The 12466-nt window shown below is 70.4% G+C and carries 10 protein-coding genes; 8 read left to right on the forward strand and 2 right to left on the reverse strand.

The window, feature by feature from the left end:
* The first annotated feature begins 40 nt into the window (after positions 1-40).
* The gene (locus FE256_RS10170; RefSeq protein WP_171024290.1) at positions 41-1015 is read left to right on the forward strand and encodes an AraC-like ligand-binding domain-containing protein; all 975 of its coding nucleotides are present in this window, start codon (positions 41-43) and stop codon (positions 1013-1015) included.
* A 111-nt stretch (positions 1016-1126) separates the two neighbouring features.
* Entirely contained in the window at positions 1127-2542 is a 1416-nt protein-coding gene (locus FE256_RS10175) for an aldehyde dehydrogenase family protein (protein WP_138175284.1), read from the forward strand.
* Positions 2543-2637: 95 nt separating this feature from the next.
* Here the strand turns inward: FE256_RS10175 and FE256_RS10180 are convergent, their stop codons facing one another.
* Positions 2638-4029 (reverse strand): MFS transporter, encoded by a 1392-nt coding sequence (locus tag FE256_RS10180; RefSeq protein ID WP_138175286.1) that lies wholly within the window; start codon positions 4027-4029, stop codon positions 2638-2640.
* A 121-nt stretch (positions 4030-4150) separates the two neighbouring features.
* Here FE256_RS10180 and FE256_RS10185 point away from each other — a divergent pair, with 121 nt between their 5' ends.
* From FE256_RS10185 to FE256_RS10210, 6 genes are all read left to right on the forward strand, one after another.
* Positions 4151-5629, forward strand: a complete 1479-nt coding sequence (locus tag FE256_RS10185) for a fumarylacetoacetate hydrolase family protein (protein WP_138175302.1) — start codon at positions 4151-4153, stop codon at positions 5627-5629.
* A complete protein-coding gene (locus FE256_RS10190) occupies positions 5626-6312 on the forward strand; it encodes a GntR family transcriptional regulator (protein ID WP_138175288.1) in 687 nt (228 codons plus the stop codon). Before FE256_RS10185 ends, FE256_RS10190 begins: the two co-directional genes overlap by 4 nt.
* Positions 6313-6330: 18 nt before the next feature.
* Positions 6331-7845: a 5-carboxymethyl-2-hydroxymuconate semialdehyde dehydrogenase gene (gene hpaE, locus FE256_RS10195; RefSeq protein ID WP_138175290.1), complete on the forward strand. Its 1515-nt coding sequence runs from the start codon at positions 6331-6333 to the stop codon at positions 7843-7845.
* A 1-nt stretch (position 7846) separates the two neighbouring features.
* Positions 7847-8995: a 3,4-dihydroxyphenylacetate 2,3-dioxygenase gene (hpaD, locus tag FE256_RS10200; RefSeq protein ID WP_138175292.1), complete on the forward strand. Its 1149-nt coding sequence runs from the start codon at positions 7847-7849 to the stop codon at positions 8993-8995.
* A 102-nt stretch (positions 8996-9097) separates the two neighbouring features.
* Positions 9098-9883, forward strand: coding sequence for a fumarylacetoacetate hydrolase family protein (locus FE256_RS10205; protein ID WP_138175294.1), 786 nt, complete (start codon positions 9098-9100; stop codon positions 9881-9883).
* A complete protein-coding gene (locus tag FE256_RS10210; RefSeq protein WP_138175296.1) occupies positions 9868-10671 on the forward strand; it encodes an HpcH/HpaI aldolase family protein in 804 nt (267 codons plus the stop codon). Before FE256_RS10205 ends, FE256_RS10210 begins: the two co-directional genes overlap by 16 nt.
* 25 nt (positions 10672-10696) lie before the next feature.
* On the opposite strand, the gene FE256_RS10215 is transcribed toward FE256_RS10210, so the two are convergent.
* Positions 10697-12466: flavodoxin domain-containing protein (locus tag FE256_RS10215; RefSeq protein WP_171024291.1), on the reverse strand; the 1770-nt coding region annotated here is incomplete at its 5' end.

The following is a 12466-nucleotide window of genomic DNA, read 5'->3' on the forward strand; positions in this document are numbered from 1 at the left end:
GCTGGGTCCACGTTTCGACGTCACTGCAAGGAGGCAGGCGATGGAGCACCCGGTCCCGACGGCGCGCGACATGCAGAACCACCACGGTGTGAGCTTCGACGAATGGGTCCGCCTCGTCGGCAACCGATTCGTCCCCCTCGCCCTGTCGACCATCGACCCCGACGGGTTCTCCGGGAGCCTGCGGACCCGGGTCGTCGACGGTACGTGCGTCACCGACATCGCGGCATCCTCGCATCGGGTGCACCGCTCGCCGGCGTCGATCCGCGGCGACGACCCGCACCACCTGAAGCTCAGCATGCAACTGACCGGAACCGGGCTCGTGATGCAAGACGGTCGCAGCGCCCACCTCTCCCCCGGCGACGTCGCCATCTACGACACGGCGCGCCCGTACACGCTCGAGTACGCCGGTGAGATGCGCTCGCTCGTGATGATGTTCCCGCACAGCATGCTCGGGCTCTCGGCCAACCTCGTGCCCACCGTCACCGCGGTGCGCCTGCGCGGCGACACCGGCGTCGGGCGCGTCATCTGCCCGTTCATGCAGCACCTCGCCGAAGACCTCGACCAGCTCGAGGGCGTCAACGGCGCGCGCATCATCCGTAGCGCCTTCGACCTCATCACCGCGCTGCTCTCGGCCGAACTGCAGAGCTCGACCGCACGCGAGCCCTGGCGCGTCACGCTCGACGCCGTCGCGCACTACATCGACGCGCATCTCGACGACCCCGGTCTGAACACCGACACGATCGCCCGAGCGCACTTCATCTCGGCTCGCCAGCTGCAATACCTCTTCCAGGACGAGGGCGAGACCGTCTCGGGCTACATCCGGTCGCGGCGCCTCGAGCGCTGTCGACTCGATCTCGAAGACGCGGCGCAGACCTCGCGATCGATCGTGCAGATCGCGCAGGCCCGGGGGTTCATCGACCCCAGTCACTTCAGCAAGCTGTTCAAATCGACGTACGGGCACGGCCCGCGCGATCACCGCCTTCTGCACCTGGATGCCGCGGCGCTCGCGGACTGATCCTCCCGACGCGGACTGTTCGCTCCACGACACGTGGCGTGCGCCACAGCCCGAGAGCCCCACGGCTCGCGCGGGTTGACTGAGCGCATGGATCTGCTCAGGGAGGATCAGATGACACAGACGCACACGGCGACGTTGCTCGCCGAGATCACGGTCGACGAAGCGGTCGGCCGCGCGATCCCCGACGCCGCCAGCGGGGAGACCATCGGCTACGCGCCGATGCACACGGCGGCCGATCTCGCGCGGGCGGTGAGTGCGGCCCGCGCAGCCCAACCGGCGTGGGCGGCACTCACGCACGCCGAGCGCTCGGCCATCCTGCATCGGGCTGCCGACGAGATCGACGCGCACGCCGAAGAGCTCGCGCAGATCATCGCGCGCGAACAGGGGAAGCCGCTCAACGGACCGGGTGCCCGCTTCGAGGCCGCGGGCTGCGCGGTGTGGATCCGCCAGGCGGCCGACACCGTGCTCGAGCCCGAGGTGCTGTTCGAGGCCGAGGGCACGCGCTCCGAGCTGCACTACGCCCCGCTCGGGGTCGTGGGCGCGATCGGACCGTGGAACTGGCCCGCACTCATCGCGATCTGGCAGATCGCCCCGTCGCTGCGCATGGGCAACACGGTCGTGGCGAAGCCCAGCGAATACACCCCGCTGAGCGTGCTGGCCGTGGCGGCGCTCATGAACCGGCACCTGCCCGAGGACGTGCTCACCGTGGTCGCCGGCGGCCGCGACGTCGGCGAGGCGATCGCATCGCACCCCGACCTCGACAAGATCATGTTCACCGGTTCGACGGCCACCGGCCGGCGCATCATCGAGGGCTCGGCGCACAACCTGGCGCGCCTCACGCTGGAGCTCGGCGGCAACGACGCCGGCATCGTGCTTCCGGGCACGGATGTCGCCGCGATCGCCCAGGGTCTGTTCTGGGGCATCTTCATCAACACCGGCCAGACATGTGCCGCGCTCAAGCGCCTCTACGTGCACGACTCGCTCTACGAGGACGTCGTCGGCGCGCTCGCCGAGCTCGCCGAGGCGACCCCGATGGGACCGGGCACCGACGAGGGCAGCGCCCTCGGTCCGCTGTCGACCGCGCAGCAGTTCGCGATCGTGTCGCGCCTGGTCGACGACGCGCGCGAGCGCGGCGCGCGCATCGTCACGGGTGGGAGCGCCGCCCCCGACCTCGGGGCCCACTTCTACCGCACCACGGTCGTCGCCGACATCGACGACGACGCGGCGCTGGTGAGCGAGGAGCAGTTCGGCCCCGTCATCCCGGTGCTGCGCTACACCGACCTCGACGACGCCATCGCCCGGGCGAACGCGACGGACCAGGGGCTCGGCGCCTCGGTCTGGAGCTCCGACGTCGACGACGCCCTCGCGGTGGCCGAGCGCCTGCAGGCGGGCACCGTGTGGATCAACCAGCACGGCACCCTCAACCCGCTCGTGCCGTTCGGCGGGGTGAAGGGGTCGGGCTACGGGATGGAGTTCGGGAAGGAAGGTCTGAAGGCCGTCGCCGCCCCGAAGGTCATCACGCGGTGAGCACGACGGCGGAGACGTGCAGCGGCACGCCGGGTGGGCACCCTCCCACCCGGCGTGCCGGTGACGATCTCCGCCGCTGCGCGCGGGCGGGAGGGTCAGGACCTCGATACCCCGTAGATCGGCGACACCGCCTGCTGGGCCTCGTTGTCCGGTCCGAGCGGGATGCCACGGCGGTCCCGCAGCAGCAGCGTCGCGATGAGGCCGAGCCCGGCCATGCCGACGAGGTAGATCGCGACCGACCACGTGGTGCCTGTGGCCTGCACGAGCGCGGTGGCGATCGTCGGGGCGAACGCGCCGCCGAGGATCGCGCCGATCGCGTACGAGATCGACACCCCCGAGAAACGCACCGATGCGGGGAACAGCTCCGCGTACAGCGCGGCCTGCGGGCCGTAGGTGAAACCGAGGCCCACCGTCAGGATGAGGAGACCCAGGAAGAGCAGCCCGATCTCACCGGTGTTCACGAGCGGGAACAGCGCGACGGCACCGATCGCGAGAGCGATCCAGCCGATGATGTAGGTGGTGCGCCGGCCGATGATGTCGCTCAGCCAGCCCGAGAGCCACGTGAAGATCAGCCAGCCCACGGATGCTCCGGCAACCGCCCACAGCACGGGACCGCGATCGAGCCCGAGCGGGCCCGCGGGGTTCGTCGCGTAGTTCTGGATGTAGCCCCCGGTGGACATGTACCCGGCCGCGTTGTTGCCCGCGAAGACGAACGCGGCGATGATCACGAGCGCCCAGTGCTTGCGGAACAGCTGCACGATGGGGGTCTTGGTCTCTTCTCGGCGCTCGGCCAGTTCGACGAAGACCGGGCTCTCCTCGACGCGCCTGCGGATGTAGTACCCGACGAAGATCAGCACGACGCTGAAGAGGAACGGCACGCGCCATCCCCATTCGATGAAGGCGTCGCCCGGAGCGATGAGCGCCATGATCGCCATCATCCCGGATGCCAGCAGGAGGCCGATCGGCACGCCGATCTGGGGCGAGGCACCGAAGAGTCCGCGCCGGTTCTTCGGAGCGTGCTCGACGGCCATGAGCACCGCGCCGCCCCACTCGCCACCGGCCGAGATGCCCTGCAGGATGCGCAGGAAGATCAGCAGGATCGGAGCGGCGATGCCGATGGCCGCGTAGGTCGGGAGCAGACCCACGAGGGTGGTCGACACGCCCATGAGGATCAGGGTGACCATGAGCACGACGCGGCGGCCGTACTTGTCGCCGAAGTGTCCGGCCAGGAAGGCGCCGAGCGGGCGGAACAGGAAGCTGAGCCCCACCGTCAGGAACGACAGGATCAGCGCGATGCCCGGGCCTGCGGGCTCGAAGAAGACGGCGGCGAAAACGAGGCCCGCCGCTTGCGCGTAGATGAAGAAGTCGTACCACTCGACCGTGGTGCCCACGACGGTCGCGAAGACCACGCGGCGTCGATCGGTGGGTGTCGAGATCGTTCCGGTCGGGGTGAACCCCTCGGGAACGGATGGGCGTGGTGAAGTCATCGGTGGCCTCCTGCGACTGCTCTGTCGGTGGGTGCGGTCTGCGCCGCAGCGGTGTTGATCCGCCGTGAAGGATCATATACGATTTCAGATACGACACAACGAGCAAAGGAGCCGCATGAGCATGTCGGATGCCGGCGACCCCCGTTTCGCGGCCCTCCCCGCGCGTCCGGGCAAGGTCATCGCGGTGCACCTGTCCTACCCCTCGCGCGCAGATCAGCGCGGACGCCGACCGGCGAACCCCTCGTACTTCTTCAAGCCGTCCAGCTCTCTGGCATCCACGGGGTCCACGATCGAGCGACCGGCCGGAACCGAGCTTCTCGCTTTCGAGGGAGAGATCGCCCTCGTCATCGGCGCCACCGCGCGCCGAGTGTCGATCGACCAGGCGTGGGCGCACGTGGCCGCGGTCACCGCGGCGAACGATTTCGGGGTCTACGACCTGCGCGCCAACGACAAAGGCTCCAACGTGCGTTCCAAGGGGCGCGACGGCTACACGCCGGTGGGACCGCGTCTCATTCCCGCTCAGACCGTGTCGCCCACGGGTTTGCGCGTGCGCGTCTGGGTCGACGGTCAGCTGGCGCAGGACGACACGACCGAAGACCTCCTCTTCCCCCTGCCGCAGATCGTCGCCGACCTCTCGCAGCACTTCACCCTCGAACCCGGCGATGTCATCCTCACGGGCACGCCGGCGGGGTCGAGCGTGGTGCTGCCGGGTGCCGTGGTCGAGGTCGAGGTCGACGCCCCCGACGCGCCCGGGACGCCCAGTTCGGGGCGCCTCGTCACCACCGTGGTGCAGGGCGACGCCCCGTTCGACGACGCGCTCGGCTCGCTGCCGTCGGTCGACGACCACCAGCGCGCCGAGGCCTGGGGCTCGCGCGAGAGCGCGGGCCTTCCCCCCACCCCCGAACCGTTCCGGCTGACCGACGATCTGCGCGAGAAGCTCGCACGGGTGCCCGTCGCGGGCTTGTCGGGGCAGTTGCGCAAGCGCGGACTGAACGACGTCACGATCGACGGTGTGGGTGCGATGCACCCGGGCACCACGCTCGTGGGGCTCGCCCGTACGCTCCGCTTCGTCCCCCACCGCGAAGACCTCTTCGCCTCGCACGGCGGCGGGTACAACGCGCAGAAGCGCGCGTTCGACGACGTCGGCGAGGGCGAGGTCATCGTGATCGAGGCGCGCGGCGAAACGGGGTCGGGCACGCTCGGCGACATCCTGGCCCTGCGAGCGAAAGCCCGCGGCGCCGCCGGAATCGTCACGGACGGGGGCGTGCGCGATTACGACGCCGTGGCGGCCGTCGGCCTCCCCGTCTTCTCGCGCGGCGCACACCCGGCGGTACTCGGCCGGCGCCACGTCCCGTGGGACACCGATGTGACGATCGGATGCGGCGGTACCACCGTCCAGCCGGGCGACGTCATCGTCGGCGACCGCGACGGCGTCATCGTCATCCCGCCCGCTCTCGTCGAGGAGGTCGTCGATGCGGCCCTGGCTCAGGAAGAAGAGGACGCCTGGATCGCGGAGCAAGTGGCGGCGGGACATCCCGTGGACGGCCTGTTCCCGATGAACGCCCAGTGGCGCGCACGGTACGAGGAGCAGCGCTCATGAGCGGCACGGACGTGACGCTCAGCAAGTCGCAGCAGGCGTACCACTGGATCAAGGAACGCATCGCGCGCCAGGAGTTCACCCCGGGGTATCGACTCGTGCTCGGATCGATCGCCGGCGAGCTCGACATGAGCGTCGTACCCGTCCGCGAGGCGATCCGGCAACTCGAGGCCGAGGGCCTCGTGACCTTCGAGCGCAACATCGGGGCACGGGTCTCGATGGTCGACGATTCGCAGTACCGCCACAGCATGCAGGCGCTCAGCATCCTCGAGGGCACGGCGACCGCGCTCTCCGCCCGCGCACTGACCGCCGACGACGTCCGACGCGCCCGCTCCATCAACGAGCGCATGATCGAGACGCTCGACCACTTCGACCCGCGCGCCTTCACCGCGCTGAACCAGGAGTTCCACGCGACGCTGTTCGAACGCTGCGCGAACCCGCGCATGCTCGAACTCGTGCAGGCCGAGTGGGCACGCCTCGGGCACCTCCGCGATTCGACCTTCAGCTTCGTGCCCGGCCGCGCCGCCGAGAGCGTGCGCGAGCACGAGAACATCCTCCGGCTGATCGAGTCCTCGGCACCTCTCGGCGAGATCGAGAAGGCCTCGCGACGCCACCGCGCCGCCACCCTCGACGCCTACCTCATCCACGAACACCCCGACGAGGTCCTGGGCCTCCCGGCGGTCTGACACAGGAGAAGCAATCCCATGAGCGACACGCAGACCGCGACGCGCCGCATCCCGGCCGATCTGCCGGACCACATCCAGCACTACATCGGCGGCGCGTTCGTCGACTCGGTCGACGGTGACACGTTCGACGTGCTGGACCCGGTCACCAACCAGACCTACCTGCGGGCCGCGGCCGGCAAGAAGGCCGACATCGACCTCGCCGTCGCCGCCGCACGCCGGGCCTTCACGGACGGCCCGTGGCCGCGCATGCTCCCCCGCGAGCGTTCCCGCGTGCTGCACCGCATCGCCGACCTCGTCGAGTCGCGCGACGAGCGCCTCGCGGAGCTCGAGTCGTTCGACTCGGGTCTGCCGATCACGCAGGCCCTCGGCCAGGCCCGTCGGGCCGCCGAGAACTTCCGCTTCTTCGCCGACCTGATCGTCGCCCAGACCGACGACGCGTTCAAGGTTCCCGGACGCCAGCTCAACTACGTCAACCGCAAGCCGATCGGCGTCGCCGGGCTCATCACGCCGTGGAACACGCCCTTCATGCTCGAGTCGTGGAAGCTCGGCCCGGCCCTCGCCACCGGCAACACCGTCGTGCTCAAGCCCGCCGAGTTCACACCGCTGTCGGCATCCCTGTGGGCCGGCATCTTCGAAGAGGCGGGGCTCCCCGAGGGCGTGTTCAACCTCGTCAACGGTCTCGGCGAGGACGCCGGCGACGCGCTCGTGAAGCACCCCGACGTCCCGCTGATCTCGTTCACCGGCGAGAGCCGCACGGGGCAGCTGATCTTCGCCAACGCCGCGCCCTTCCTGAAGGGCCTGTCGATGGAGCTCGGCGGCAAGAGCCCGGCGATCGTCTTCGCCGATGCCGACCTGGATGCCGCGATCGACGCGACCATCTTCGGGGTGTTCTCCCTCAACGGCGAGCGCTGCACCGCGGGCAGCCGCATCCTCGTGCAGCGCGACGTCTACGACTCCTTCGTCGAGCGCTACGCCGCACAGGCCGAGCGCGTGAAGGTCGGCTACCCCGACGACCCCGACACCGAGGTGGGCGCGCTCGTGCACCCCGAGCACTACGACAAGGTCATGTCGTACGTCGAGCTCGGCAAGACCGAGGGGCGCCTCGTCGCCGGCGGTGGCCGCCCCGAGGGATTCGCCGAGGGCAACTTCGTGCGCCCGACGGTCTTCGCCGACGTCGCCCCCGACGCGCGCATCTTCCAGGAGGAGATCTTCGGGCCGGTCGTGGCGATCACCCCGTTCGACACCGACGACGAGGCTCTGGCCCTGGCCAACAACACGAGGTACGGCCTCGCCGCCTACGTGTGGACGAACGACCTGAAGCGCGCCCATACCTTCGCGCAGAACGTCGAGGCGGGCATGGTGTGGCTCAACAGCAACAACGTGCGGGACCTGCGCACCCCGTTCGGCGGAGTGAAGGCCTCGGGCCTCGGCCACGAGGGCGGCTACCGCTCGATCGACTTCTACACCGACCAGCAGGCCGTGCACATCACGCTCGGCCCCACCCACAACCCGACTTTCGGCAAGGGAGCCTGAGATGACCGACCGCAACCAGATGACCCGCACCTCCTCGGGCTTCTTCGTCTCGCAGGAGGCCCCGATCCGGGCCGAGAATCCGATCCCCACGCCGTCCTCCCCCGCGCCCGACATCCTGCGGTGCGCGTACATGGAGCTCGTGGTCACCGACCTCGCGGCATCCCGGGAGTTCTACGTCGACGTGCTGGGGCTCTACGTCACCGAGGAAGACGGCGACGCGATCTACCTGCGCTCCACCGAAGAGTTCATCCACCACAACCTGGTGCTGCGCCAGGGCTCCGTCGCCGCCGTCGCCGCGTTCTCGTACCGCGTGCGCAGCGCGGAAGACCTCGACAAGGCCGTCGCCTTCTACGAAGAGCTCGGATGCCGCGTCGAGCGGCGCCCCGGCGGCTTCACGAAGGGCATCGGCGACTCGGTGCGGGTCGAGGACCCGCTCGGGTTCCCGTACGAGTTCTTCTTCGCCACCGAGCACGTCGAGCGCCTGTCGTGGCGCTACGACCTGCACACGCCCGGGGAGCTCGTGCGCCTGGATCACTTCAACCAGGTCACGCCCGACGTTCCGCGGGCGGTGAACTTCATGCAGTCGCTCGGTTTCCGCGTCACCGAGGACATCCAGGATGACGAGGGCACCGTCTACGCCGCCTGGATGCGCCGCAAGCCCACCGTGCACGACACCGCCATGACCGGTGGCGACGGCCCGCGCATGCACCACGTCGCCTTCGCCACGCACGAGAAGCACAACATCCTCGCCATCTGCGACAAGCTCGGCGCGCTTCGACGGTCGGATGCCATCGAGCGGGGCCCGGGCCGCCACGGCGTCTCGAACGCGTTCTACCTCTACCTGCGCGACCCGGACGGCCACCGCGTCGAGATCTACACGCAGGACTACTACACCGGCGACCCCGACAACCCGGTCATCACGTGGGACGTGCACGACAACCAGCGCCGCGACTGGTGGGGCAACCCCGTCGTGCCGTCGTGGTACACCGAGGCCTCGCTCGTGCTCGACCTCGACGGCACCCCGCAGCCCGTCCGCGCCCGCACGGATTCGAGCGAGATGGCCGTGACGATCGGCGCCGACGGCTTCAGCTACACCCGCGCCCCCGAGGAGACCCCCTCCCCCGAATTCAAGCTGGGCCACCAGCTCTAACCCCCTCTTCACGCGCGTGAGGGGTCAGTATCTGTCGCCGCAGACGCCCTGAAGCGACACCTCTTGACCCCTCGCGCGCTGACAGAAACAGAAAGGGACGTGATGCTCAGCGACGCACAGATCGGCGCGATCGCGAGGGAACTCGCCGAGGCCGACCGCGCGCACTCCGTGATTCCGCGCATCACCGCGCGGTACCCGGATGCCACGGTCGAGGACTCGTATGCCATCCAGGGCATGTGGCGCGACACGCAGCTCGCCGCCGGTCGGACGCTCGTCGGACGCAAGATCGGACTCACCTCGAAAGCGATGCAGCAGGCGACGGGGATCACCGAGCCGGACTACGGCGTCATGTTCGACGACACGGTGTACCGCTCGGGCGACGAGATCCCCGTGGACCACTTCTCCAACGTCCGCATCGAAGTGGAACTGGCCTTCGTGCTCAAGACGCCGCTCGAGGGCCCCGACTGCACGCTCGACGATGCCCTCGCGGCGATCGACTACGCCGTCCCGGCGCTCGAAGTACTGAACTCGCACATCGAGCTGGAGGGCCGCACGATCGTCGACACGATCAGCGACAACGCCGCCTACGGGGCGATGGTCCTCGGCGACGTGCACAAGCGCCCCGACGAGATCGACCTCCGCTGGGTGCCGGGCGTGCTCTCGCGCAACGGGGAGATCGAGGAGACCGGCGTGGCGGCCGGCGTGCTCGGCCACCCCGCCACGGGGGTGGCCTGGCTCGCGAACAAGTTCGCGCAGCACGGTGCTCGTCTCGAAGCGGGCGAGATCATCCTGGCCGGTTCCTTCACCCGGCCGATGTGGGTGTCGCGGGGCGATAGCGTGCTGTGCGACTACGGACCGATGGGAACGATCGCATGCCGCTTCGTCTGAGCCCGACCTTCCGCGAGCGCCTGGCCGCGTCACCCCGTCCGCTGGCGGGGATCTGGGTGTGCTCGGGCAGCCCGCTGGTGGCCGAGATCGTCGCCGGTTCCGGGACCGACTGGGTCCTCGTCGACATGGAGCACTCACCCAACGGACTCACCTCCGTTCTCACGCAGCTGCAGGCGATCGCCGCCTACCCGGCGACGCCGGTGGTGCGCGTGCCCATCGGCGACGCGGTGACCCTGAAGCAGGTGCTCGACCTCGGCGCCCAGAACATCCTCGTGCCGATGGTGTCATCGGTCGCCCAGGCCCGCGACCTCGTCTCCGCGGTGCGCTACCCGCCGCGAGGCGTCCGGGGCGTGGGGTCCGCGCTCGCCCGATCGGCCAGGTGGAACCGCGTCGACGACTACCTCGCCCGGGCCGATGACCACGTCTCGCTCTTCGTCCAGGTCGAAACGCCCGATGGCGTGGACGCCGCGGGTGAGATCGCCGCGGTGGACGGCATCGACGGTGTCTTCGTCGGCCCGAGCGACCTGGCGGCATCCCTGGGTCTGCTCGGCCAGCAGACGCACCCCGACGTCGTGGCCGCCGCGCTCCGCGCCTTCGAGGCCGTCCGCGCGGCCGGGAAGCCGGTGGGCGTGAACGCCTTCGACCCCGCCACGGCACAGGCGTACCTGGATGCCGGGGCGTCCTTCGTCCTCGTCGGAGCCGACGTCGCGCTCCTCGCCCGCGGATCGGAGGCCCTCGCGGCCCGCTGGTCCACCGGGGGCGACGACGCCGAGCGCGCCAGCTACTGATCCCCGCCGGCCGCCCGATCCCGGATCAGCGGGCCACGAGTTCTCGGGCCGCGAGTTCGGCGAGCACGCCGTCAGCCCACTCGCGCGCGACCTCGGCGGCATCCAGCGGCCCGCCGGCGTCGTGGCGTCCGTACTCGCCGACCCGCGTCGCCCCGCATGCGGCGAGCGCCTCGTCGATCATCTCACTGCCGCGCGAATACGTCTTGCTGTAGCTGCGATCGCCGAGACCGAACACCGCATACCGGATGCCGGCGAGCTCCGGCCGCTCCGACAGCAGCCGCTCGCGCAGCCCCCGGACGTTGGTGGGGAGTTCGCCGTCACCGTACGTCGAGCAGACGATCAGGTGCAGGCGCTCGGGGTCGAGGTCGACGGGCTCCAGGTCGCCGAGGTCGATGACCCTCGTGTCGGCGCGGTCGCCGAGGTGGCGTGCAAGGTCTTCGGCCACCAGCTCGGCGTTGCCCGACTCGGTGCCGAAGAGGATCGTGACGGGTCCGCACCCCTCTCCCCCACCCGCGTCGGTGCGGGCCGCGTCGACGGTCGGGAGCATGATCGACAGGTCGGCCGCGGCCGCACGCAGGTCATCGAGCGTGCGCAGCTTCGCGCGGACGCGGCCGGGGGCGGCGCTGAGCGTCTCGCGCACGTCGATGCGTCGCCACCCGTCGAAGTCGACGCGGGCGGGCAGGTCGAGGGCGTCGACGCCCTCCGCTGCTGCGGTGATCGCGCCCGAGGCGAGATCGTCGGCGAGCGCGCGGGCGAGGGCGCGGGAGTCGGAGCGCTGGTCGGGGATCGTGCCGCGCGGCCCCCGCCGCAACCATCCCGCCACATACAGCCCAGGCTCGACCCGCCCGTCGGGGTGCGCGCCGGGCTCGACGAGCGTCGAGGCATCGGCGGAGAACCCCACGGCGGTCACCACGGCATCGGCATCGAGACGCACCTCTCCGGAGACGCCGCGGAAGACCACCGTCTCCGCCGCCGTCGTCCCCTCGATCGCCTCCGGAGCGAGCCCGAACCACCAGTGCACCTGCACCCGCGCGTTCCCGTCGACTGCGGCCTCCAGCGCGCGGACGGCGTCGACGCGCGCATCCTTGCCCTCGGGGACGGCGGCGAGGTCGGTGCCGTGCACCGTGTGCCCGACGCCCGCGAGGCCGGCGAGCTCGCGCACCATGACGGGATCGAATTTCGCGTTCTGCGGTGCGGAACGTCCGACGACGTGCACGACGCGGACATCCCCGGCCAGACCCTCGTGCACGGCGTCGTCGACGTCACTGCCCTCGAGGTCCGCGCTCGTCCGCGAGATCAGCCGCACGACATCGAGGGCGACGTTGCCGTGGCCGACGACGACCACCCGGCGGCCGAGTGACACGTGATCCCGGTGGTGATCGGGGTGGCCGTTGAGCAGCCGGGTCAGCGCTCCGGCACCCACGATTCCCGGGAGATCGCCGCCGGGCACCGCCAGGTGCGCGTCCGTCGACAGCCCCGAGGCGAGCACCACGGCATCGAACGCTGCGCGCAGCTCATCGAGCGAAACGTGCTCGCCGACGGTGACACCGCCGTGGAACCGCACGCCCTCGTCGGTGAAGAGGCGGTCGAACTGCCGCGCCACCGACTTCGTGCCCTGGTGGTCGGCGGCCACGCCGTAGCGCACGAGACCGTACGGCACGGGCAGGCGGTCGAACACGTCGATCTCGGCCCCGGGGAAGGAGCGGCGCACGGCTTGCGCGGTGAAGCAGCCGGCCGGGCCCGACCCGACGATCGCGACACGGGGAGCGGTCGCCGCGGGGCGGAGGGTCTCGGG

The organism is Microbacterium sp. 5K110 (genome assembly GCF_005774735.1).
Lineage (GTDB): Bacteria > Actinomycetota > Actinomycetes > Actinomycetales > Microbacteriaceae > Microbacterium.